Annotated in this window: 17 protein-coding genes and 1 other RNA gene; 11 read left to right on the top strand and 7 right to left on the bottom strand. The window is 72.5% G+C overall.

Features of this window, described 5'->3' with window-relative positions:
• Nucleotides 1-106: 106 nt before the first annotated feature.
• The 6 genes from FV227_RS10090 (at nt 107) to addB (ending at nt 8,014) form a co-directional block, all read left to right on the top strand.
• Nucleotides 107-1,366, top strand: a complete 1,260-nt coding sequence (locus FV227_RS10090) for an EAL domain-containing protein (protein WP_147729209.1) — start codon at nt 107-109, stop codon at nt 1,364-1,366.
• 302 nt (nt 1,367-1,668) lie between these two features.
• Nucleotides 1,669-3,192, top strand: coding sequence for a tRNA (adenosine(37)-N6)-threonylcarbamoyltransferase complex ATPase subunit type 1 TsaE (tsaE, locus tag FV227_RS10085; protein WP_246686432.1), 1,524 nt, complete (start codon nt 1,669-1,671; stop codon nt 3,190-3,192).
• A gap of 35 nt (nt 3,193-3,227) precedes the next feature.
• Nucleotides 3,228-3,989 carry a nucleotidyltransferase family protein gene (locus FV227_RS10080; RefSeq protein WP_147729627.1) on the top strand — a complete coding sequence of 254 codons (762 nt, stop codon included), beginning with the start codon at nt 3,228-3,230 and terminating at the stop codon, nt 3,987-3,989.
• A 40-nt stretch (nt 3,990-4,029) separates the two neighbouring features.
• Complete coding sequence (locus FV227_RS10075) at nt 4,030-4,476, top strand: hypothetical protein (protein ID WP_147729628.1); 447 nt, start codon at nt 4,030-4,032, stop codon at nt 4,474-4,476.
• Nucleotides 4,467-4,814: a hypothetical protein gene (locus FV227_RS29765; RefSeq protein ID WP_147729629.1), complete on the top strand. Its 348-nt coding sequence runs from the start codon at nt 4,467-4,469 to the stop codon at nt 4,812-4,814. Before FV227_RS10075 ends, FV227_RS29765 begins: the two co-directional genes overlap by 10 nt.
• Nucleotides 4,811-8,014: a double-strand break repair protein AddB gene (addB, locus tag FV227_RS10070; RefSeq protein WP_246686431.1), complete on the top strand. Its 3,204-nt coding sequence runs from the start codon at nt 4,811-4,813 to the stop codon at nt 8,012-8,014. The genes FV227_RS29765 and addB overlap by 4 nt, the downstream gene beginning before the upstream one ends.
• A 112-nt stretch (nt 8,015-8,126) precedes the next feature.
• Here the strand turns inward: addB and FV227_RS10065 are convergent, their stop codons facing one another.
• Both FV227_RS10065 and FV227_RS10060 read right to left on the bottom strand, forming a co-directional pair.
• Nucleotides 8,127-9,065 carry a dihydrodipicolinate synthase family protein gene (locus tag FV227_RS10065; protein WP_147858852.1) on the bottom strand — a complete coding sequence of 313 codons (939 nt, stop codon included), beginning with the start codon at nt 9,063-9,065 and terminating at the stop codon, nt 8,127-8,129.
• Nucleotides 9,066-9,142: 77 nt separating this feature from the next.
• On the bottom strand, nt 9,143-10,201 hold the full coding sequence (locus tag FV227_RS10060) for a putative sulfate exporter family transporter (RefSeq protein ID WP_147727893.1): 1,059 nt from the start codon (nt 10,199-10,201) through the stop codon (nt 9,143-9,145).
• Between the two features lie 176 nt (nt 10,202-10,377).
• Here FV227_RS10060 and FV227_RS10055 point away from each other — a divergent pair, with 176 nt between their 5' ends.
• On the top strand, nt 10,378-10,623 hold the full coding sequence (locus FV227_RS10055) for a hypothetical protein (RefSeq protein ID WP_147727890.1): 246 nt from the start codon (nt 10,378-10,380) through the stop codon (nt 10,621-10,623).
• Nucleotides 10,624-10,825: 202 nt separating this feature from the next.
• Here the strand turns inward: FV227_RS10055 and fghA are convergent, their stop codons facing one another.
• The 3 genes from fghA to addA all read right to left on the bottom strand — a co-directional run bounded on the left by fghA (nt 10,826) and on the right by addA (nt 16,587).
• The gene (fghA, locus tag FV227_RS10050) at nt 10,826-11,659 is read right to left on the bottom strand and encodes an S-formylglutathione hydrolase (protein WP_147858851.1); all 834 of its coding nucleotides are present in this window, start codon (nt 11,657-11,659) and stop codon (nt 10,826-10,828) included.
• Between the two features lie 111 nt (nt 11,660-11,770).
• A complete protein-coding gene (locus tag FV227_RS10045; RefSeq protein WP_147727892.1) occupies nt 11,771-12,907 on the bottom strand; it encodes an S-(hydroxymethyl)glutathione dehydrogenase/class III alcohol dehydrogenase in 1,137 nt (378 codons plus the stop codon).
• Nucleotides 12,908-13,134: 227 nt separating this feature from the next.
• Nucleotides 13,135-16,587 carry a double-strand break repair helicase AddA gene (gene addA, locus FV227_RS10040; protein ID WP_147858850.1) on the bottom strand — a complete coding sequence of 1,151 codons (3,453 nt, stop codon included), beginning with the start codon at nt 16,585-16,587 and terminating at the stop codon, nt 13,135-13,137.
• 222 nt (nt 16,588-16,809) lie between these two features.
• On the opposite strand from addA, the gene FV227_RS10035 reads away from it, so the two are divergent.
• The gene (locus tag FV227_RS10035) at nt 16,810-17,496 is read left to right on the top strand and encodes a YoaK family protein (RefSeq protein ID WP_246686430.1); all 687 of its coding nucleotides are present in this window, start codon (nt 16,810-16,812) and stop codon (nt 17,494-17,496) included.
• 136 nt (nt 17,497-17,632) lie between these two features.
• Here the strand turns inward: FV227_RS10035 and FV227_RS10030 are convergent, their stop codons facing one another.
• Together FV227_RS10030 and FV227_RS10025 are read right to left on the bottom strand one after the other, a co-directional pair.
• On the bottom strand, nt 17,633-18,514 hold the full coding sequence (locus FV227_RS10030; protein WP_147729359.1) for a polysaccharide deacetylase family protein: 882 nt from the start codon (nt 18,512-18,514) through the stop codon (nt 17,633-17,635).
• A gap of 83 nt (nt 18,515-18,597) precedes the next feature.
• Nucleotides 18,598-20,721, bottom strand: a complete 2,124-nt coding sequence (locus FV227_RS10025) for an acyltransferase family protein (protein ID WP_147858849.1) — start codon at nt 20,719-20,721, stop codon at nt 18,598-18,600.
• Between the two features lie 389 nt (nt 20,722-21,110).
• Here FV227_RS10025 and FV227_RS10020 point away from each other — a divergent pair, with 389 nt between their 5' ends.
• The 3 genes from FV227_RS10020 to FV227_RS10010 all read left to right on the top strand — a co-directional run.
• Nucleotides 21,111-22,385, top strand: coding sequence for an O-antigen ligase family protein (locus FV227_RS10020; protein ID WP_246686429.1), 1,275 nt, complete (start codon nt 21,111-21,113; stop codon nt 22,383-22,385).
• A gap of 100 nt (nt 22,386-22,485) precedes the next feature.
• An RNA gene (ffs, locus tag FV227_RS10015) (signal recognition particle sRNA small type) lies at nt 22,486-22,584 on the top strand.
• Nucleotides 22,585-22,673: 89 nt separating this feature from the next.
• Nucleotides 22,674-24,003: DNA polymerase III subunit gamma/tau (locus tag FV227_RS10010; protein WP_147858848.1), on the top strand; the 1,330-nt coding region annotated here is incomplete at its 3' end.

The following is a 24,003-nucleotide window of genomic DNA, read 5'->3' as shown; positions in this document are numbered from 1 at the left end:
TATGTATTGCGCGGCTTGGGATCGAACGAATTGTAGGTTGATTAATGTCCGTCGGGCAAAGTTCGCTCCAGGCCACCTGAAGTTTCGGTGGGACATGGACCGGACGATGAACGATCCCAACGCTACGATCACGCTGCCCGCCGGCAGCGCGATCTTCGAGGAAGGCGAGCCCGGAACCGTGGCCTACCTGATCGTCGCCGGACGGGCCGCGATCTTCCTGCGCCGCGACGGCATCGAGCAACCGCTCGCCGAGCGCGGCCCCGGCGAGATCTTCGGCGAGATGGCGATCCTCGATTCGGGCCCGCGCCCCACCTCGGCGCGGGCGATCGAGGACTGCGTCCTCGTCCCGATCTCCGAGGCGCAGATCGAGAATCGCCTCCTGCAGGCGGACCCGATCCTGCGCCTGTGCCTCGGCGTGGTCATGGCCCGCTATCGCGACGCGATCGCGCTGCTGAAGCCGCATGCCCCGGCCGTGACGGCGCGCCCCGTCGCCGTCGAGCCCTCGCCGGCGCTCAAGGCGGATTTCCAGGCCGCGATTTCCGTGGTGATGATGGAGCGCGCCCTGCGCCGGGCGCTCGACCGCGACGAGTTCGAGCTGTTCCTCCAGCCGATCGTGCGGCTCGGCACCGAAACGCTGGCCGGCTTCGAGGCGCTGATCCGCTGGCGCCACCCCGAGCAGGGCCTGGTGCCGCCGATGACGTTCATCCCCGTGGCCGAATCGAGCGGGCTGATCGTCGAGATCACCGAATGGGTCGTCTCCGAGGTCGGCCGGATCATGCCGGAGATCATGATGGCGGCCCTGCAGAACCCGGGCGCCGCCGACGGGCCGCTGTTCCTCTCGATCAACGTCACCGGTTACGACCTCGCCCGCGCGAGCTTCCCGGCGATGGTCGGCGAGATGCTGCGCTCCACCGGCATCGCCCCCGCGACGCTGAAGCTGGAGATCACCGAGAGCACGGTGATGCGCGATCCCGCGGGCGCCACGGAGGCCCTCAGCGTGTGCCGCGAGGCGGGCATGGGCATCGCCATCGACGATTTCGGCACCGGCTACTCGTCGCTGAGCTACCTGTCGAAGCTGCCGATCACGACCCTGAAGGTGGACCGCGCTTTCGTCCGGGCGATGCTGACCACCCCGTGCAACCGCAAGATCATCCAGACCATCCTCGTGCTCGCCGACGAGCTCGGCATCCCCGTGGTGGCCGAGGGCATCGAGGCGCCGGCCGAGGCGGCCGCGCTCGCCGAGATGGGCTGCGCCTACGGCCAGGGGTACCTCTATGGCTGCCCGGTGCCGCTGGCCGACACCCTCGCCCTGATCCGGAGCTGGAAGGCCGCCGGCGGCGACGCGCCGCAGATCGCCGCGGCGTGACCGGCCGCGGATGGGCAGAGCTGTCCCGCACGCCCGGCCGATCTCATCGCGACGACCGGCTTCGACCGCGCCGCGCCGGTCGCGACCGGTGCCGCCCCGTGCGGGGATGCGCGTTTTCGCGAAGTTCGGTTAAGGATCCTCCGATAGACCGGTACGGTTGCAAGGCCGCGCCGCGCATCGGCGCTCGGAGGTTGACGGTTTTGGGCGAGGACGATCCCGATCACGACCGGCAGGGTGCCGTCTCGGGCGCAGCCCCCTCGCCGGGCACGCCCCCCGCGGACGCGCAGCCGCCGGCCTGGGAGATCGTCCTGCCGGAGGAGGGCGCGACCGAGGATCTCGGGTTGTTCCTGGCCGAGTTCCTGATGCCGGGCGACCTCGTCGCGCTCTCGGGCGGCCTCGGCGGCGGCAAGACCACGCTGGCGCGCGCGCTGATCCGCGAGCTTGCCGACGATCCGAGCCTCGAGGTCCCGAGCCCGACCTTCACGCTGATCCAGCCCTACGAGGGTCGCCTCGGCGCGATCGTCCATGCCGACCTCTACCGGCTGCGCAGCGCCGACGAGCTGGTCGAGCTCGGTTTCGACGAGATGACCGAGGCCGCGATCACGCTGGTCGAGTGGCCCGAGCGGCTTCCGCCGCGCGAGGGGCCGGTCCTGTCGATCGACCTGTCGCTGCGGCCCGAGTTCGGCGAGGGCTCGCGCTTCGCCCGCATCTCCGGCACCGAGGGCATGCGCGCCCGCCTCGACCGGGCGCGCGCGGTCCGCGCCCTTCTCGCCCGCAGCGGCTGGGACGAGGCGACCCGCACCCTGATGCAGGGCGACGCGTCGTCGCGCGCCTACGAGCGCCTGACGCATCCCGACGGCCGGTCGGCGGTGCTGATGATCTCGCCGCCGCGCGCCGACGGGCCGCCGGTGCGCGACGGAAAGCCCTACAGCGCGATCGTCAAGCTCGCCGAGAGCGTCCACGCCTTCGTCGCGATCGACCGGGGCCTGCGGGCGCTCGGCTTCTCGGCGCCGCGCATCTACGGCGAGGACCTCGACACCGGGCTGCTGATCCTCGAGGACCTCGGCACCGAGCCGGTGGTCGACGCCGCCGGCCCGCGGCCCGAGCGCTACGCCGAGGCGACGCGCCTGCTCGCCAAGCTCCACGCGGTCGAGCTGCCGGGCGTCCTGCCGGTGGCGGACGGCATCAACCACGTGATCCCGGCGTACGATGCCGAGGCGCTGTTGTTCGAGACCGAGCTGCTGCCGGACTGGTATGCCCCGGCGCTGCGCGGCGTCACGCTCCCGCCCGAGGCGCGGGACGCGTTCGGCGCGCTCTGGGCCGAGGTGCTGAAGGGCGCCATGCCCGCCCGCCCGACCTGGACGCTGCGCGACTACCATTCCCCCAACCTGATCTGGCTCCCCGAGCGCGACGGGCTGGAGCGCATCGGCGTGATCGACTTCCAGGACGCGGTGCTCGGCCACCCGGCCTACGACGTCGCCTCGCTGCTGCAGGACGCCCGGGTCGACGCCAACGCCGAGTTCGAGCTCCGATTGCTCGGGCTCTACGCCCGCGAGCGCCGTGCCCGCGATCCGGCCTTCGACGTGCAGGGCTTCGCCACCGCCTACGCCATCCTGGCGGCGCAGCGCGCCACCAAGATCCTCGGCATCTTCGCCCGGCTGAACCTGCGCGACGGAAAGCCGGCCTACCTCGCCCACATCCCGCGGATCGAGGGCTACCTCGCCCGCAACCTCGCCCACCCGGCGCTGGCGTCCCTGCGGGACTGGCACCTGCAGCACCTTCCGGGGTTGCTCGGACGCGCCGAGCCGCCGGCCGAGCCCGCCTGAACCGCCGTCCGACCTCTCCTTCGCGAGCCCCGCGCATGAGCGACACCCCCGCCTCGCCGCCGACCGCGCAAGCCGCGATCACCCGCGCCTTCGTCCTCGCCGCGGGCCTGGGCAAGCGCATGCGCCCGGTCACCGCCACGGTGCCGAAGCCCCTGGTGGAGGTCGCGGGCAAGGCGCTGATCGACCACGCCCTCGACCGGGCGGCGGAGGGCGGGATCGAGACGGCGGTGGTCAACGTCCACTACCTGCCGGACCTGATCGAGGGGCACCTGGCCAAGCGCGTCGGCCTTCCGAAGATCGTCGTGTCCGACGAGCGCGAGACCCTGCTCGAGACCGGCGGCGGCGTGAAGAAGGCGCTCGCTCTGGTCGGCGCGGACCCCTTTGTGGTGTTCAACTCGGATTCGTTCTGGCTGGAGGGCCCGACCCCGAACCTCGCCCGGCTCATCGAGGCCTGGGACGCGGCGCGGATGGACATCCTGCTCCTGGTGGCGCCGACCACCACGAGCCTCGGCTACGAGGGCTCGGGCGACTTCGTCATGGACGCCGACGGCCGGCTGGAACGGCGCGGCGAGCGCCGGGTGGCCCCCTTCATCTACGCGGGCGTCGCCATCGTGAAGCCGGAGCTGTTCGCCGACACGCCGGACGGCGCGTTCTCGCTCAACCTGCTGTTCGACCGGGCGATCGCGGCGGGCCGCCTGTCCGGGCTGCGGCTCGACGGCCAATGGCTCCACGTCGGCACGCCCGACGCGATCCGCGCCGCCGAGGAGCGCGTGCGGGTGAGCGCGCAGGAGGGGTGAGCCGCGATTCCGTTTGAGGAACGGATGCGGAACCTCTAGATTGCTCGCATCGAGGATGGCCCTGGTCGCTGCGGAGGTCCCGGTGGACGTGAAGGAAGCGGTTTCCAAGGCGAAGGACTACGCCGCCGCGGTCTTCGATGCCGAGCAGCCGACGAACATCGGTCTCGAGGAGATCCGGTTCGACGACGCGCTGAACCAGCGGCTCATCACCGTCAGGTTTTCGCGGCCCTGGGACGCGTCCAAGCCGCTCGTGACCGCTCTCGGGCGCGATCTCGATCCGAAACGATCCTACAAGGTGGTGCACCTCAAGGACGATGACGGCCGCGTCGTCTCCGTCACCGACCGCCGGGTCGAACCTTCAGTGCCGGACGCCTGCTCGTCGACACGAACCTGCTTCTGCTGCTCTTCGTCGGGACCGCCTCCCGATCATGCATCGCCGCGCATCGGCGCGCGCGCATCCACACGATCGACGACTTCGTGCTGCTGAAGCTCCGGATCGGGGATGCGGCGATCTTCGCCGCCACGCCGAACGTCCTTGCCGAGACCTCGTGCCAGATCCGACAATTCGACCAGGCCCGCCTGGCTCCGGTTCTCGAGGCGTTCCGTTGCTTCGCGGAGGCGGCGACGGAGACGTATGCGCCGAGCGCGGATGCCGTCGGTTCCGTCGACTTCGACAGGCTGCCCCTCAACGACGTCTCGATCCCGAACGCGCGGGAGCCGGACGTCACCCTGATCACCGACGACCTCCACCTCTACCGCACCAGCGCGATGTCGGGCAGGAAGGTGCTCAACTTCTCGCACGAGCGCGAACGGATCCTCGGTTGACCCAGATCGACCCGACCGACCCACACGCCCACGTCTTCACCATCACCCGTGGCGCGCCGTTCCTGCCGACGCTGGTCGATGCGCTGCTCGACGGGCGCCTCGTCGGCGATCTCGGGCGCGACCCGCTCGCGCTCGCCGCCGTCACGATCTACCTACCGACGCCGGGCGTGGCGAAGGAGCTGGCCAAGCGCCTGGCGGCGCGGCTGGGCGAGGCGGCCCTGCTGCCACGGATGATCCCGCTCGGCGAGGCGGACGAGGCCGAGCTGGATCTCGCCGCGATGCCGCTGGTCGCGAACGCCGCCGTTGGCCTCGACCCGGAGATGCAGAAGCTCGAGCGCCGGCTGATCCTCGCCCGGCTGGTGCAGTCCTGGGCGCAGGCGGTCGACCGCTCGCTGCTGCCGATCGACGAGGAGGTGCCGTTCCTGGTGCCGGCCTCGCCCGCCGACGCGGTGGCGCTCGCCGCCGACCTCGAAGGGCTGATGGACGCGCTGACCGTCGAGGGCCTGCCCTGGTCCGAGATCGCGGGTGCCGTCGAGGCCGAGTACTCGCGCTATTTCGGCCTGACCCTCGATTTCGTCCGGATCGCCGCCGAGAACTGGCCGCGGATCCTGGCGGAGCGCGGCCTTACCGATCCGGTCTCGCGGGCGCGCGACCTCGTGCTGGCGGAGGCCGCCCGCCTCACCCGCGAGCGTCCGCGCGACCCGGTGGTGATCGCCGGCTCGACCGGCTCGGTGCCGGCCACCGCCAAGCTCATCGCCGCGGTGGCGGGCCTGCCGCACGGCGCGGTGGTGCTCCCCGGCCTCGACCTCGATCTCGACGCGGCCGGCTGGGACGCGATCGAGACCGGCGCCGGCTTCGAGCGCGAGATCGCCCACGGCCACCCGCAGGCCGTGCTGCATCGGCTGCTCGGCCCCGGCTGCCTCGGCGTCGCGCGGGACGCGGTCGTCGACCTCGGCGGCCACGATCCCGAGGTGACCGCCCGCGCCGCGCTGCTGTCGCAGGCCCTGCGCCCGGCCGAGACCACGGATGCCTGGGCGCGCCTCGACGGGACGGCGCGCGAGACCCTCGGCCGGCAGGGTTTGGCGGGGCTCGCCGTCGCCGAGGCGGCCGACGAGCGCGACGAGGCGCTGATGGCCGCCGTCGCCCTGCGCGAGGCGCTCGCCGCGCCGGGCCGGACCGCCGCGCTGATCACGCCCGACCGGGCGCTCGCCATGCGGGTCGCCGCCGAGCTCGCCCGCTGGGATATCGTCGCCGAGGACGGCGCTGGTCTCGCGCTCAGCCGCAGCGCGGCGGGCCGGATGGCGCGCCTCTCGGCGGAACTCGCCGTCGACCTCCACCGAGAGCAGGGCGACGCGATCCCGGCGCGGATCATCGCGCTCCTGGCCCATCCGCTGGTCGGCCTCGGCCTCCCGCGCGGCGACGTCGTGCGCGGCGCGGCGGCCCTGGAGATCGGCGTGCTGCGCGGCCCGGCGCCGGCCGGCAGCTTCCAGGGGCTCAAGGATGCGCTCGCCGTCCAGCGCGCCGCCCCGCACAGGCACCAGCCCCGGGCCAAGCAGCGCCTCGGCGACCGCGATTGGGACCTGGCGGCGACGATCCTCGATCAGCTCGAGGCCGCGTTCGCACCGCTCGCCGCGTTCGCCGGCTCCTGCGGCGCCGAGGCGGCCGCCTGCGATCTCGTCGAGGCGGCGCGCCTCCATGCCGAGGTGTGCGAGGCGCTGCTGGCGCGGCCGGCGGAGGTGGCCGAGCCGATCGCCGATGCCTCGCTGAACTGCCTCGACACGCTGTTCGACGACGTGCGGAACCTCGTCGGCCACCGCGCCGAGGCCGACGCGGCGCTGCTGCCGGGGAGCTTCGACGACTACCCCGCCTTCCTTACTACGCTCGCCGCCGATCGCACCGTGCCCTGCGCCGGGCCGGCGCCGCATCCGCGCCTGAGCATCCTCGATCCGCTCGGATCGCGCCTGATGCACTACGACCGCGTCGTGCTCGCCGGGCTCGACGAGGGCGTCTGGCCCGGCAAGACCACCACGGATTCCTTCCTCAACCGGCCGATGCGCGAACGCATCGGCCTCAACCCGCCCGAGCGCCAGCTCGGCCAGGCGGCGCACGACTTCGTCCAGGCCCTCGGCTGCCGCGACGCGGTGATCACCCGCGCGGCCAAGCGCGAGGGCTCGCCGACCGTGCCGTCGCGCTTTCTCCAGCGCATCCGCGCCTTCGCCGGTGAGGCGGCCTGGGCGGCCACCCTCGACGCCGGCCGGCGCTTTGCCGGCTATGCGCGCGTGCTCGACACGGCGCCCGCGCAGCCGCGCCTGACCCAGCCGAAGCCCAAGCCCGACCCGGCCCTGTTCCCGCGCAGCCTCAGCGTCACCGAGATCGAGACGCTGGTGCGCGACCCCTACGCCGTCTTCGCCCGCCACGTGCTCGGGCTCGATCCGCTCGAGGCGGTGGCCGAGCGGCCCGGCGCGGGGGACCGCGGCACCATGATCCACGCGATCTTCGGCCGATTCGCCGAGCGCTATCCCGATGCGCTGCCCGATCCCGCAATCGCCTGGGAACGGCTCAACCAGATCGCGGTCGAGGCCTTCGCCGGCACCGCCGACACCTACCCCGAGCTCTACGCCGAGTGGTGGCCGCGCTACGAGCGCATGGCCGCCGTCTACCTTCCCTGGGAGATCGCGCGGCGGGCGACCCTCGCGCGGGTCGAGCCCGAGATCTTCGGACGGTGGGCGATCCCGCTCGGGCCTGAGACCTTCACGCTCCGGGCGCGCGCCGACCGGATCGAGCGCGGGGCGGACGGCGCCTGCATCGTCGACTTCAAGACCGGTGCGCCGCCCTCGGCCCGCGAGATCTTTGCCGGCTTCTCACCGCAGCTCACCCTGGAGGCGGCGATGCTGATGCACGGCGCGTTCGACGGGTTTCCGGCGACGAACGCGACGCCGGACCTGCTCTACGTCCACGCCTCGGGCGGGCGGAAGCCGTTCGTGCCGCTGGCCGTGAAGCCGCCGAAGGGCGATCCGCGCACCGTGGCGGAGATCGTCGAGGAGCACGCCACCCGCCTGAGGGGGCTCGTCGCCCGTTTCATGACCGGGCAGGCCGCCTACACCTCGCGGCCCTACGCGAAGTACGCCAAGTCCTACGGCGACTACGACCACCTCGCCCGCGTCGGCGAATGGTCGCTCGGGGGAGATGGCGAGGGCTGATCCGGTTGCCTCCGGTCGATCGGAGCGGATGCACGCGTCTCCCTCCCCCGCAGTGGGGGGAGGGAAAGGCGCGAGAGCAGCCTCCGAATCTATCCGTCGGCGAACCGAGGCTTCAGACCGGCGCCAGCGCCGCGCGGGGATCGTGGCGGGCGAGCCGGCCGAGCAGGTACTCGACCTCGGCGACCGCCTTCGGGCCCAGTGTGCCGCCGGGCTTGCGCTGGGCGGCGGAGGCGATCAGCCCGCGGCGCGCCATGACGTATTTGCGCACCGCCAGCCCGATGCCGGGCTGCTGCTCGTAGCGCAGCAGCGGCAGATGGGCGTCGAACAGGTCGTGGGCGGCGTCGCGCTCGCCGGCGGCCGAGAGGTGGACCACGTCGGCGAGCATGTCGGGGAAGGCGTAGCCGGTCATCGCCCCGTCGGCGCCGCGCTCGGTCTCGAAATCGAGGAACAGGCCGCCGTTGCCGCACAGGATCGAAATGTGCCGCATCGAGCCCTCCGCCTCGAAGCCGCGCAAAGCCGAGATCTTCTCGAGCCCCGGCCAGTCCTCGTGCTTGAGCATCCGGCAGGCCGGGTTGTCGTTGACGATCCGGCGGATCACGCCCGGCGTCATCACCACGGTGAAGGTGAGGGGATAGTCCTGGATCACGAACGGCACGTCGGCGCCGATCGCCTCGGCGGCCTGCGCGTAGTAGGCGACGATCTGGTCGTCCGTGCGCAGGGAACTGGGCGGCGCGATCATCACCCCGGCCGCGCCCGCATCCATCGCGCTGCGGGCCAGCGACGCCATCGCGGCGAAGCCCGGCGCCGAGACGCCGACGATCACCGGCAGGCCCTTCGCCCGCACGATGAAGCGTCGGGCGACGTCGAGCGCCTCGCCCTGGTCGAGCTTGGGCGCCTCGCCCATCACCCCGAGCACGGTGAGGCCGGTGGCGCCGTTCGCGGCGTAGAAGTCGGTCAGCCGGTCGATCGAGTTGTGGTCGATGCGGCCGTCCGGGTGGAACGGCGTCGGGGCGATCGGGAAGACGCCGCGTTCGGAGGCATCGAGGCGCATGGGGTTTGATCCTTCGTGACGGCGTCGGGACGAGGAACGCGGACGATAGACCGACTCGGCGGTGGCGTCGCAGCCGCTCAGGCGATGCCGAGGGCCCGGATCAGCACGAGGCTGATGCCGATGAGCACGAGGAGCGAGCCGGTGACGGCGGCGGTGACGCGTCCGCCGACGCGCGCGAGGATGCGCACGTCGACGCCCAGGCCGAGCGCGGCCATCGAGACGATGGTGAGGATGCCGGCGAGCCTCGTCAGCGGAAGCGCGGCCGCGTCGGGGATCAGGCCGAGGGAGCGCAGGCTCGCCAGCACCAGGAAGCCGACGATGAACCACGGCACGAGCTTGGTCAGGCTCAGGCGCCCGGGCCGGGCCGCCGCGCCGCCCTCGGCCGGCAGCCGGCGGGCGATCAGCGAGAAGGCGAGCACCACCGGGCCGAGCATCAGCACGCGCACCAGCTTGACCAGGGTGCCGACCTGGGTGCTGGCGAGGCTCACCGGCACGGTGGCGGCCAGCACCTGCGGCACCGCGTAGACGGTGAGCCCGGCGAGCACGCCGTACTGGTTGTCGGACAGGTGGGCCAACGGCACGAACAGCGGCAGGCCGAGCACCATCAGCACGCCGAGCACGGCGGTGAAGGCGATCGCGGCGGCGATGTCCTTGTTGTCGGCCCCGATCACCGGGGCGACGGCGGCGATCGCCGAGTTGCCGCAGATCGCGTTGCCGCAGGCGACGAGGATCGCCATCCGCGCCGGCAGCGCCAGCAGGCGGCAGATGCCGTAGCTCGCCGCGATCGTCAGGATCACCGTGCCGACGATGCCGGTGAGCAGCGCCGGGCCGGAGGCGACGATCGCCCCGAGGCTCAGGGAGGCGCCGAGCAGCGTCACGGCGAGCTCGAGCAGCTGCTTGGCGCTGAAGGCGATGCCGCTGCGGAAGCGCGCCCCCGGCACCCACGCGCTGCGGAGCGCGATTCCGAGCAGGATCGCGATCACCAGCGCCTCGATATACGGATGGTCGAGCGCGCGCTCCTCGACCGCCTGCACGCCCATCGCGATCCCGGTGATCGCGACGCAGACGAGGATGCCCGGCAGCAGCGCGAACGGGCCGGCGGCGACCGTGGGCGCGGCGTGCGCGGGCGGGGTCATCGGCTTCGAGTCTGCGGTCACGCGGCCTCTCGCTCGGCGGATTCCGCACCCGGGGATGCGTCGAGGAACGAACTTCCACACCGGCGATCCGGCGGAGAAGAAGCCTCTCTTTGTCAAGGAATCTTCGGAAGACGCAACCATTGATCCGGCGGCGGCCAAGCGCGACATCTCCCATCATGACCGCCCAGCTCGACCAGCGCACGACCGCCTACGATCCCTTCGGCGAGCCGATGGAGATGCCGCGCGCCTGCGTCGATGCGAAGGCCGTGGGCGCAGCCGGCAGTTACCGCGAGACGCGCCGTGCGGCCCTGGTGTTCTGGGCTCTGGCGCTTCTGTTCGTCGGCGGCCGGATCTACTTGGCGGATCAGACCCCGTCGCAGGTCGCGGACGCGGCGCCCGTGCAGGTCACGGCCCTGCGCTGATTTCAGGCCGGCCGCCGGCGGGGACACCGCGACGCGGTCCATCCCTGTCATCCTGCACGTCGAGGCCCGATGTCCGCCGAAGGCCTCATGGATGGGACGACCGCGATCATCGTTCGACGCGTGCCGTCGCGGCGTGAGCCGTCGTGACGACGCCGAAAGCAAAAACCCTCCCGCGATCGCCCGATCGCGGGAGGGTTTTTTGTCACTTCAGCCGGGCGGCGGCCCAGGCGATGTGGTCGTCCATGAAGCTGGAGATGAAGAAGTAGGAGTGGTCGTAGCCCTCGCGCATGTTGAGGGTCAGCGCGATGCCGGCCTTCTTGCAGGCCTCTTCCAGCAGCCACGGCCGCAGCCCGTCCTGAAGGAAGCTGTCGGCGGTGCCCTGGTCGACGAGGAACTCGGGGAAGTGGTGCCCGTCCTCGATCAGCGCGGTGGCGTCGTGGGCGCGCCAGGCCGCCGCGTCCGTGCCGAGATACTTCTCGAAGGCCGGCTTCGACCAGCCCGCCGTGGAGGGCTGGGCGATCGGCGCGAAGGCCGAGCAGGACTTGAAGCGGTCGGGATAGGTCAGCGCGATCGTGAGCGCGCCGTGCCCGCCCATCGAGTGGCCGAAGATGCCCTGGCGGCTCATGTCGGCGGGGAAGTTCTTCGCGACCAGCGCCGGAAGCTCCTCGGTGACGTAGCTCCACATCCGGTAGTTCGCGGAATAGGGTGCCTGCGTCGCGTCGAGGTAGAAGCCCGCGCCGGAGCCGAACTGCCAGTTGCCGGCCTCGTCGGGAATGCCCTCGCCGCGGGGCGAGGTGTCGGGCGCGACGACGATCACGCCGTGGCGAGCGGCGGCCTGCCGGTACTCGCCCTTGTCCATGACGTTGGCGTGGGTGCAGGTCAGCCCCGAGAGGTACCACAGCACCGGCACCGGGCCGTCCTTGGCCTGGGGCGGCACGAAGACCGCGAAGGTCATCGGGCAGCCGGTGGTCGTCGCGTCATGCTTGTACACGCCCTGGACGCCACCGTGCGAGAGGGCCTTCGAGACGGTTTCCATGGGGTGATCTCCTGGGGGCTCTGGGGCCGTTACCGGCCGATGGGTCGATACAGGCTCCTCCCTCCCCCGCAGAGGGGGGGAGGGAAGCGCGCGTCGGTCCGAGTGTCGGTCCTAGTACAGCACCACCGAGCGGATCGACTTGCCCTCGTGCATCAGGTCGAAGCCGTGGTTGATCTCGTCGAGCGGCATGGTGTGGGTGATCAGGTCGTCGATGTTGATCTTGCCCTCCATGTACCAGTCGACGATCTTCGGCACGTCGGTGCGGCCGCGCGCCCCGCCGAAGGCCGAGCCCTTCCAGACGCGGCCGGTGACGAGCTGGAACGGGCGGGTCGAGATCTCCTTGCCGGCCTCCGCCACGCCGATGACGATCGACTCGCCCCAGCCGCGGTGGCAGCACTCGAGCGCCTGGCGCATCACGTGGACGTTGCCGGTGCAGTCGAACGAGAAGTCGGCGCCGCCGCCGGTGGCGTCGAGGATCGCCGCGACGACGTGATCGTTGCCGACCTCCTTCGGGTTAATGAAGTGGGTCATCCCGAACTTGCGCGCCATCTCCTGCTTGTCGGGATTGATGTCGACGCCGATGATCTTGTCGGCCCCCACCATCCGCGCGGCCTGGAGCACGTTGAGGCCGATGCCGCCGAGGCCGAACACCACGACGTTGGCGCCGGGCCAGACCTTCGCGGTGTAGATCACCGCGCCGATGCCGGTGGTGACGCCGCAGCCGATGTAGCAGACCTTGTCGAAGGGGGCGTCCTCGCGGATCTTCGCCAGCGCGATCGCCGGCAGCACGGTGAAGTTCGAGAAGGTCGAGCAGCCCATGTAGTGGAACAGGGTGTCGGACCCGCCCGGGCTGCCGCCGGTGGAGACGCAGGAGAAGCGGCTGGTGCCGTCGGGCATCACGCCCTGGCCCTGCGTCGCGCGGATCGCGGTGCAGAGGTTGGTGCGCTGCGACAGGCAGGACTTACAGCCGCGGCATTCGGGCGTGTAGAGCGGGATCACATGGTCGCCGACCTTCAGGTCGGTGACGCCGGCGCCGATTTCGCGGACGATGCCCGCGCCCTCGTGGCCGAGGATCGCCGGGAACTTGCCCTCCGAATCGAGGCCCGAGAGGGTGTAGGCGTCGGTGTGGCAGATGCCGGTGGCCATCACCTCGACGAGGACCTCGCCGGCCTTCGGCCCCTCGATGTCGATGGTCTCGATCGTGAGCGGCTTCTTCGCCTCCCACGCCACGGCTGCGCGCGTCTTCATGATGTCGGGTTCCCTGTGCCTGGACGATAACGGACGGCGTCGACAGGCGACGGCGCTTCGGATCGCTCCACCTGGCGGCGGCGATCCGAACGGCCCGAAATACGAGACGCCTGATGCTGGTTCTCGGCCCCAGACGCAACCGCCATTTCCGCAGGGGGACCCCGCCGCAGGCGCGGACCCGGGCGCTCAGGACCCGGCCGCTCAGGACCCTGCCACGTGCGGCCGCGTCACGCCGCGGCCAGCCCGAGCCCGGCCAGCGCCTCCGCGATCTCCGCCTCGCTCAGGAGCCGGATCACCGGTCCCGAGGTCCAGACCAGCATCGGGCGGATCGCGTGGTCCGGGTAGATCCGCGCGAGCAGGCGGGCGTAGAGGGCGATCTGCGCGGTCTCGGGCCGCGGCGGCGGCGCGCCCTCGGCGGGCGGGCGCCCGGTCTTGAAGTCGGCGAGCCGCACCGTGCCGTCGGCGACCGCGAGGCGGTCGATGCGGCCGAAGACCGGCCGCTCGATGCCCGCGACCACGACCCGCCCCGACAGGCTGACCTCGGCCCGCGCCTCGCGGGCGAAGAGCGGCGCGAGGTCCGGCGTCGCGATGAGGTTCAGGGCCGCCTGCACGATCGCCGCGCGCTTCGGGCGCGAGAAGGACGGCGCGCGGGCGGCCACGAAGGCGGTCGCGGCGCTCTCGCGGGCGGCCGGGTCGAGGCGCGGCAGGTGCTCCAGCAGGGCGTGGATCAGCTTGCCGCGCCGGCGCGCCTCGGTATCGGCCTGCCGCGGCGGGATCTGGCGCTCGCCGTCGGCCGCGCGCATCGCGCCGGACGGGCTGATCGGCGGCGCCGGGGCCGCCTCGGCCGCGACCGGCTCGCGCAGCCAGGACGGCAGAGCGCCGGGCTCGGGCGCCGCCTCGGCCGGCGCGGTCCCGGTCTCCGGCCCGGATCCGTCCCGCCACAGGATGGCCGGCCCGTAGGCGGTCTCCACCGCCTCGCCCTCGCCGAAGGCCTGCACCATCCCGGTGCGGATCATCTCGCACCAGGCGGTCGGGCCCACCGGCGTCTGGCCGCGGAACGGCGCGACCACGAGCCGGTCGGCGGCCCGCGTCATCGCCACGTAGAGCAGGCGGTTGTGCTCCTCCCGCGCCCGCGCGTGCAGGGTCTCGCGCGCCGCGCCGATCGCCTCGGAATCGTAGGGCTTCGCGCTCGACCAGACCGGCGGGACGTCGCCCGGCATCACCAGCAGCGGCGGGTCGTTGCCCCCCGGCGCCTCGCAGCCGTCGATCATCACCACCACCGGAGCCTCCAGGCCCTTGGCGCCGTGCACGGTCATCACCCGGACCTCGTCGCGGCCGGATTCCATGTCGCGCTTGACCGTGTGGCCGGCCTCGCCCCGGCCGCCGGCGCAGTAGCGCGCCAGGAAGCCGGCGAGCGAGGGTGCGTCCGCGCCCGCCTCGGCCTGCGCCGCGCCGAGCAGGAACACGTCGATCGCGTCGCCCGCCTCGCCGCCGAGGCGCGCGACGAGGCGGGCCCGGCCCTCGCCCGGCCCGAGCAGGGCGGCGTAGAACCCGAACGGCCCCTGCGCGCCGGCGGCCGCGATCCAGCCGGCCAGCGCCTCGCGCCCGACGATCGCGGCCGGGTCGCCCGCGTCCGCATGCCGGGCGAGCGCGTCCTCCAGCGTCTCGGACCGGTCGCGGCCGGCGGCGATGCGGACGAGATCCTCGTCGGTGAGCCCGACCAGCGGCGTCTTCAGCGCGCAGGCCAGCGTCAGGTCGTCGGCGGGCAGCAGCCCGGCGCGGCCGATCGAGACGAGGTCGGCCACCGCGATGTGCGCGCCGACGTCGAGCCGGTCCTGGCCGGCGACCGGCACGCCGGCGCCCTTCAGCGCGCGGATCACCTCCTCGAAGGCCGGCCCGCGCTTGCGCACCAGCACCAGCACATCGCCCGGCCGCCAGACCCGGCCGCTGGTGTCGCCCGCGGTGACCCAGGTCCGCACCGCGCGGGCGATCCGGCGCGCGGTGACGATCGCGGGCGCGTTGGCCTCCGGCGCGTCCACGGGCGCGGCCCAGGCGTCGGGCTCGACCTCCTCCACCGGCTCGGCGATAGGCCACAGCTCGACGGTGCCGGGCGCGCCGGCCCGCGCCGTGGTGTGGACGGTGCCGACCGCCGCATCGTCGAAGCCGAGGCCGTCGTAGTGCTCGGGCAGGTGGAAGGTGGCGTCGACCGCCCGCAACACGCCGAGGGTCGAGCGGAACGACAGCTTCAGGTCGACGTCCTCGAACCGGAGTTTGGCCGAGCGCGCCTCGCCCTTCCACTTGCCGTGCATCGTCGCGAACTCGCGCGGCTCGGCGCCCTGGAAGCTGTAGATCGACTGCTTGGGGTCGCCGACGGCGAAGCGGGTGCGCAGGGTCTCGCGCGCGCCGGCGCCGGTGGCGAACTCGGCGGTGATCCGGTCGAGGATCTGCCATTGCTGCGGGTTGGTGTCCTGCGCCTCGTCCACGAGCACGTGGTCGACGCCGCGGTCGAGCTTGTACAGCACCCAGGCGGCGTCGACCCGCGCGAGCAGGTCGAGGGTCTTGTGGATCAGGTCGTCGAAATCCAGCGCCCCGAGCTTGGCCTTCTGCGCCTCGATCCGGCGGTGGATCTCGGCGGCGAGGGTGAACAGCGCCTCGGTGCGGGCGAGCGCCCGGGCGCTGCGCAGGGCGTCGAACAGCGGCGCGAGCCGGTCGCGCTCGTCGATCAGCGCCGCGCGCACGTCCTCGGAGGCCGCCTTGGTGCCCAGGCTCTTGTCGGCCTTCGGCTCGTCCTTGGCGGTGAAGAACACCGCGCGATAGAGGTCGAGCGCCTCCGGCCGGCCGTCGGCGGCCTCGGCCGCGAGCAGGCCGTCGGCGAGCTTCTCGTCGGTCGCCTTGCCGGTGCGCAGGCGCTCGGCGAAGGCCGGCTTGTCGGAGATCCCGCCGTTCAGGATCGTCTCCACCAGCGACGCATCGGTCTGGCCCGCGGCGAGGCCGAGGGCGGTGCCGAGCCGGGCGAATTGCCGCGTCAGCCCGCCCCGTGCGGCCAGCACCGTGCGCGCGGCCATGGCCTGCCGGATCGCCTTGCGCAGCGCATCGCCCGTCGCCTCCGGCGTCACGAGGTCGAGGGCGTGGCCGAGCCGCGCGTCGCCGCCGATTGCGGCGGCGAGCACCTGGTCGGTCTCGTTGGCGAACATCTCGCGCGACAGGTTCTCGTCCAGCACCGCGAACCGGGCGGGCACGTTGGCCTCGAACGGGAACATGTGCAGCAGCCGCTCGCACAGGGCGTGCAGCGTCTCGATCTTCAGCCCGCCCGGCGTCTCGACCGCGCGGGCGAACAGGCGCCGCGCCGCATCGAGGTCGTTCGGCGAGGCGGTGCGCCCCGTGAGCGCGGCGAGCTCGGCCGACAGCGCCGCGTCGCCGAGGGTCACCCACCGCCCCAGCGTCCGGAAGATCCGGATCGACATGTTGGCGGCGGCGGCCTTGGTGAAGGTCAGGCACAGGATGCGCGACGGCGCGGCCCCGTCGAGCAGCAGGCGCACCACCCGGTCGGTGAGCACCTTGGTCTTGCCCGCCCCGGCATTGGCCGAGACCCAGGCCGAGGCGCGCGGGTCGGCGGCGCGGCGCTGCGCGTCCTCGGTTCCGGGATCGACGACGAAGGCCTCGCCCGCTTGGCGGCTCATGAACGCATCCCCAGGGGCCGCCCCGCGGCCCGCGACGGGCGGACCATCGGGCGTGGGCGCGCGGATCGCAAGCGCGGCCGCGGCGAGGCGGTGTCGCGGCCTGGGCTCGGCCCGGCGAGCGCCCGCTTGCGGTCCGGCCCGGACGCCTGGAAGGTCCGCGGCCCGGGCGCTCGGCGGATGGCGAGCGGCGACCGGCTCGGACGGGCAGGAGAGCAAGGCATCGTGTTCACCCCATCGCTCAGGGACGCCGCGATCGGCGTCGGGCTCGCCTTCGTCGCCGGCTTCGTGGACGCCGCCGCCTTCATCGCCCTGACCGGCCTGTTCACCGCCCACGTCACCGGCAACTTCGTCCTGATCGGCGCGGAGCTGGTCTCGACCTCGACCGGCGTCCTCGCCAAGCTGCTCGCCCTGCCGACCTTCATCCTGGCCGTCGCGCTCACGCGCCTGATCGCCCTGGCGTTGGAGCGGCGCGGGACGTCGCCGCTGCGCCCCTTGCTGGCCCTCGAGGCGGCCGTCCTGATCGCCTTCGCGAACTTCGGCGCGGCCCTGTCGCCGCTCGGCTCGCCGGACGGCGCGCGGGCGATCGGCATCGGCATGCTCGGGGTCGCCGCGATGGGCATCCAGAACGGCATCGGGCGCCTGGTGATCGGCCACCTCGCCGCGACGACGGTGATGACCGTGAACGTCACGCAGGCCGTCATCGATATCACCGATCACCTGTGCGGGACCAAGCTCGGCGCGCAGGCCGGCGCCCGCCTGCGGCGCACGCTGTCCGCGGTGCTGGCCTTCGCGGCAGGTGCCCTGGCCGGCGCGTTCGGGGTCGCCGCCCTGTCCTTCTGGTGCGTGCTCGTGCCGGCCCTGGTGCTGATCGGGTTGCTGGCCGTTCCGGACCCGACCCCGCCGCGATGACCGGTGCGTCGGGTTCGGCGCGGACCATCCGTGTTCGGTTGATCGACAAAAACCCGTTCATCACCGGCAGCGGATCTGCGGGCTCACCGGCGAAACGCAGCCGTCCTCCGAGCTGATCCCGTCGAGCCCTGTCCTCTCAGTCCATCACCTGCACCGCGTGCTCGGCGATCGCGCCCGCGGTGGTGAGCCAGACCGTGTCGCGGTGAGCGGCGATGCGGGCCAGCACCGCGCGCAGGGGGCGCAGGCGCTGCGGCTGGCCGACGATGTAGGGGTGGAGCGCGATCCCCATCACCAGCGGCGCGTGGCGCGACTGCTCCAGCATCTCATCGAAGGCGTCGGAGATCGCGTCGGCGAATTGCCGCCCGGTCTCCTTGCGGGCGACGATCGCCGGGATGTCGTTCAGCTCCTGCGGATAGGGCACCGAGAGGATGCGGCCGCCGTCGCGGGTCCCGAACCACGTCGGCTGGTCGTCGTGCGCCCAGTCCAGCAGGTAGCGGTAGCCCGCCTCGGCCAGGAGGTCGGGCGTCGCCGTCGACTGCGAGATCCACGGGCCGAGCCAGCCGGCGGGCGGGCGGCCCTCGTGCTCGGTCAGCAGCGCCGTCGCCTCGGCGATCAGCGCGCGCTCGCCCGCCTCGTCGAGGCTGCCCTGGCGCTCGGCGTTGGTGCGGCCGTGCCCGACGATCTCGTCGCCGCGGGCGCGGAAGGCCTCGATCAGGCCGGGGCAATCCGCATAGAGGCGGCTGTTGACCAGGACGCTCGCCGGCAGCCCGAGCGCGTCGAGCATCGCCTTGATCCGCCACGCCCCGACCCGGTTGCCCCAGTCGCGCCAGGCGTAGTTCAGCACGTCGGGCTGCGGCCCGCCGGGGGCAAGCTCGGCGCCGAGCCCCGATCCGAAATTGAAGGTCTCGAGGTTGAGCGCGACGTAGACCGCCAGGCGCCGGCCACCCGGCCAGTCGTAGAGCGGCCGGTCCGGCAGCGCGCTGTAGCCGTAGCGGCCGTGGCCCTTGGAGGGTTCCATGCGTCCTCAGGTCTCCGTCGATCGGGGATGATGCGAGGGACATGGCGCGCGGCGCGCCGGCATCCACGTCGCTGGAAGATGCGCTATCGCGCCGGCAGGGCCGCGGAGGAGCGCGGCGCGGCCGCGGCGAACGCGGCCTCCATCGTTTCCGCGAAGGACGGCAGCAGCACGTCGTTGGCGTAGCCGCTGACGTGGTCGCCGTCGAAGAGCAGCGGGCGCCCGTCGCGGAAGGCGCGGCAGGTGGTCTCCGGGCACAGGATCGGGAACGGATCCCAGATCGAGACCTGCCGCAGGTCCCGCATCGCCGCCGCCATGCGGGCGAGGATCGGCGCGCGCAGCGCTTCCAGCTCGCTCCGATCGATCGCGAAGCCCGGCGCGCAGACCGGGTTCGTCGCATTGAACCAGTCGGCGCAGCGCATCGGCGGCGCCTTGAACAACGGCTTGGGGGCCTCGAAGACGATGCGGGCGCCGCTGGCGGCGATGCGGCGCAGATGGCTGCGCGCGACCGCGACGGCGTCCGGATCGGGGGCGCCGGAGGCGGCCGCGGCGTATCCCGAATCGCCCCATTGCTCGACGTAGCGCGGCAGGCGCAGGGACGGCAGGAAGACGATGTCGGCGGGCGTCAGGACCTCGGCCAGCTCGTCGGCGAGCCGCGCCTCGAAGGCCGCGCACGCGCCCGTGGCCGGTTCCTGCCGCAGCCCGATCATCGGGCAGCCGGCGAGCCAATAGGTGCGCACCTCGCGGCCGGTCGCGTAGGCGTAGTTCCAGAGCATGCGCTCGTAGGCACCGACATGGGAGTCGCCGGCGACGATCAGCCGTCCGCCCTGCGCCGGGGTCCCGCATCCCGTCGGCCGCAGGATGGTCATGACGCCGTCGGGGCGCGGCACCACCTGCTTGGCGATCGCGCAGCCGGCCTGCGGCGGGACCGTGTAGCGGCCCTCCGGGTACCAGGTCGCGAGGTCCCGGGTCCCGCCGAGCATGAAGGCGGACTTGAACTTCAGCATGCCTCCGGTCGCCACCGCGAGCACCAGCGCGACGGCGAGGCCCGCGCGCACGACGGCGGCGGGCGCGTGCCGGTTCGCCCGCTGCCACGCGCGCGCCGGCATCTCGACGGTGCGGTAGCTCAGCGTCGCGAGGGCGACGGTCGCGGCGACGGCGACGAGGCCCTGCGCGGCGGTCTCGAGGCCGACCGTCCAGCGCATCAGCACGTAGACCGGCCAGTGCCAGAGATAGAGCGCGTAGGAGATCCGGCCGGTGCCGACGCACGGCGCCGTCGCGAGCAGGCGGGCGACCGGCGTCGCCGGGGACGCGACCGCGACCGCGATGAGCCCGAGGGTGCCGAGCACCGGCAGCAGCGCCCAGGGAACCGGAAAGCCGAACCGCAACGGCTCGACGAACGCGGCCGCGAGCAGGGCGGCTGACGCTGCCGCGATCACCGTCGCGACCCGCGGCGCCCCTGCGAGCCACGGCGTCCACCGCGCCCGGGTAAGGCACAGGAGCATGCCCGCGCCGAGTTCCCAGAAACGCGCCGGCAGCGTGTAGAAGGCGATCGTCGGGCGCGTCGCGCTGAGGAGCGCGCCGGCGGCGAAGGAGGCTGCGACGAGGGCGAGCAGGATCGGGACGCGACGGTCGCGCGGGCCGGCCGCGCCTGCGTCCTTCGAGCCGAAATACATGATCAGCGGGAACAGCAGGTAGAACTGTTCCTCGACCCCAAGCGACCACGTGTGGGTGAAGACGTTGAAGGCCGCCTTCACCGAGAAGTAGTCGTCGCCGGCGGCGAGCACGAGGTTGCTTAGGCCGAAGATCGCGGCCAGCCCGGTCTTGGCGATGGTGTCGCCGAGCCAGGCCGAGGGGATGAAGAGCGCGTAGGCGATGGCCGAGACGGCGACCGTCAGCGCCAGCGCCGGCAGGATCCGGGCGATGCGGCGGGCATAGAAAGCCAGCACGAAGTCACCGAACGAGCCGCCCTGCCGCTGCGCGACGGACGCCGTGACCACGAAGCCCGAGATGACGAAGAACACGTCGACCCCGGTCAGGCCCCCCGGAAGCCAGCCCTCCCGCAGATGGAACACCATCACGGCGATGACCGCGACGGCGCGCAGCCCGTCCACCGCACGGTAATGGTCCGCCGTCGCCCGGCCCGGTTCGATGGCCGGAGCCCTGTCGAGGACGGGCGCCGCCGGAAGCAGTCGGTCTCTCAGGCGCACGATCACCACGATCCTCGAGCGATGGAAGGGTTGCGCAGTACAACCGCCTCATCCTACCGCAGAGGGCCGACGCGACGCGGCAGTTTCCAGCGGTAAGATTAACGTTCCTCGCTTTAGAGAAGTCTATGTGAGCCCGCTGCCCGTGGGTTCGGCCGCGCGATGCTTGCATTCTTGCGAATGAGCGGAACGTGCCGCCCGGCCGGTGCGCCGATCCGAGACCCGTCCCCGCGCGACTTCGTCCAGATTCTGGCCGGGGGCGCGGGCTCGCTCGCAAGCATTCTCAAACCCGTCCTGCCGCAGGGTGCGATCGGGCTGCGCGGAATCGGCAGGCACGGGCGCAGGCCGCGACCGGCCTTCCGCCCCAGCCGCGGATCGGAAGGGGGGAGACCATGCGGATCGCGCAGGGAAGGCCCGGTCTCGTCGAGGTCGCGTCGGCGATGCCCGCGGCCGGGGCGGGATCGCTGACGCGTCTCGACCGGCTGGTGATCCTCGGCATCGGCTTCGTGCTTCAGCTCAATCCCATGACCTCGACCTTCGGGCTGCCGTTCATGCGGCTCTCCGACATGCTGCCCTTCCTGACGATCCCGTACTTCCTGATCCGGCCCGGCATCCTCTCGGCAATGCTGGCGCGGGCACTGCCGATCGGCCTCGTGGTCGCGCTGTTTGCGGCCTCGCTGGCGTTGAAGTCCGAGGTGCAGCCGGGCGACCTGTACTTCACCCTCGTGCTGCTGCTGTACTTCGTTCAGGCGGTGCAGCTCGTGATCCTGTTTCGCGCGCCGGCCGGCGCCGACTGCTTCGCCGTCGGCACGCTGGCGGGCTTCGCCGGCTCGCTCCTGGTGCTGCTTGCCGCTTCGGCGGGCGTCGACCTTACCGGCGTCGGCCTCGCGGTGCCGACAGACGGCGTCGAGCCGGAGCTCGTCCTGTTCATGAAGGACAAGCTCGGCGGCCTCTGGACCGCCGGGAACGAGACCGGCCACGTCTTCGCGGTCGCCGGCGCGGCGGCGGCCTATCTCTGGTACCGCACCGGGCGCAGCGCGATCTACGTCGCGTACTTCGCCGCGCTGCTCGTCAGCTTCCCGCTGACCAACAACCGCGCCGGGATGATCCTGCCGGCGATCTTCCTCGTGCTGATCCTGCGCAGGAGCGTGAGCGTCTACGCCGTCCTGTCGGGGGCGGCGGCCGTCTGCGCCCTGATCATGCTGTTCGGCGCCACCGGCTACGCGCCGGTGCCCGAGACGTTGCAGTCCGCGATCGAGAAGCGGTTCGTGGACGACAGCCACGCCGACAGCAACATCCTGGAACGCCTCGATTCGACCGCGGCCGGGCTGCAGCTCGCCGCCGCCCATCCGTTCGGCCTCGGCAACGTCTCCAAGGAGAACCAGCTGCTGATGATGGCCGGCGTCGGCACGCCGCACAACGCCGTCGTCACCCTCGCGCTCCAGAGCGGCGTCCTCGTCGTGCTCGCCTTCCTGGCCGGAACGGTCCGGATCGTCCTCGCCCCCCGGCGGTTCGGCCCGCTCCCGTTCTACACGGTGCTGTTCATGGTGCCCTCGCTGATGTTCGAGGAGCTGTCGATCAACCAGGTGTTCCTGTTCGGCTTCGCCCTCGTGCTCGCGGCCTCCGCGATGACGCGGAGCGGCGATCCGGCGGGCGCGCAGGCCTGATCGCGCCGCGTCCGGCCCGGCCGTCGACGCCGGGGGTTGCAGCCGGGGACCCGGCGCCCCGCCCGCTTGCCATCGCCGGAAGCTCCCGCCATATAGGCCGCGGGAGGTTGGCGAGGGACGTTTCACTCGCCAACCGGGTCAGGTCCGGAAGGAAGCAGCCCTAACGAGACCGAGCGGGTCTTCGTCCAGCCTCCCACCTCGTTCCACCGCAGGAACCGCGGGTCGATCGGCCCGCAGCGGCGGCCAAGGCACGACCGCGAAGAGCGAAGACGCACCCCCGAAGAGCGCATGGACGCGAGCACCGGCACGCCTGACGACGAGCCGGGCCTGCCCGGGTTTCCGGCGCCTGCCCTCGCGCAGACGCCGTACCGCGTGCTGGCGCGCAAATACCGTCCCAAGGATTTCGTCGACCTGATCGGCCAGGGCGCGATGGTGCGAACGCTCGGCAACGCGTTCGCGGCCGGGCGCATCCCGCAAGCCTGGATGCTGACCGGCGTGCGCGGCGTCGGCAAGACGACCACCGCGCGCATCCTCGCCCGCGGCCTGAACTACGCGCCGGTCGGCGCGCCCGACACCGGCCCGACCATCGCGATGCCGGGGCTCGGGGTCCATTGCCAGGCGATCATGGAATCGCGGCACATGGACGTGCTGGAGATGGACGCCGCCTCGCATACCGGCATCGAGGACGTGCGCGCGATCATCGACGGCGTGCGCTATTCGCCGGTCTCGGCGCGCTACAAGGTCTACATCATCGACGAGGTCCACATGCTCTCGGGCAACGCGTTCAACGCGTTCCTGAAGACGCTGGAGGAACCGCCGCCGCACGCGAAGTTCGTGTTCGCGACGACCGAGATCCGCAAGGTCCCGATCACCATCCTGTCGCGCTGCCAGCGGTTCGACCTGCGCCGGGTCGAGGCCGACGTGCTCTCCGCCCATCTCCAGAAGATCTGCGCGGCCGAAGGCGTCGGCGCCGAGGACGAGGCGGTGGCTGCGATCGTGCGCGCGGCGGAGGGCTCGGTGCGCGACGCGCTCTCGCTGCTCGACCAGGCCATCGCCCACGGCGCCGGCGCCGTCACCGCCGCAGGCGTGCGCGACATGCTCGGGCTCGCCGACCGGGCCCGCATCCTCGACCTGTTCGAGGCGGTGATGCGCGGCGACGTGCCCGCGGCCTTCGCCGAGCTGCGCAGCCAGTACGAGTCCGGTGCCGACCCGTCGGTCGTGCTCTCGGATCTCGCCGCCTTCACCCACCTCGTCACCCGGCTGAAGCTCGCGCCGGAGGCGGCGGCCGCCGACCCGACGCTGAGCGAGATCGAGCGGCGGCGCGGCGGCGATTTCGCCGGCCGCCTGCCCGTGCGGGCGCTGTCGCGGGCCTGGCAGATCCTGCTGAAGGCGATACCCGAGGTGCAGAGTGCGGCCCGCCCGCTCGCCGCGGCCGAGATGGCCCTGGTGCGGCTCGCCTACGCCGCCGACCTGCCGACGCCGGACGAGGCGTTGCGACAACTCAGGGCCGAAGCGCTCGCCGCCGGTGCGCAGGAGGGCGACGCACCGGCTCGACCAGCCCTCACCGCCCCGGCGCCCCGCGCGATCGCGCCGCCTCCGCCGGCCCCCGTCTCGGTGC

The sequence above is a fragment of the Methylobacterium sp. WL119 genome, assembly GCF_008039875.1.
GTDB lineage: Bacteria > Pseudomonadota > Alphaproteobacteria > Rhizobiales > Beijerinckiaceae > Methylobacterium.
The sequence above is the reverse complement of the archived record's forward strand: the minus strand, read 5'-3'. Positions and strand labels throughout refer to the sequence as shown.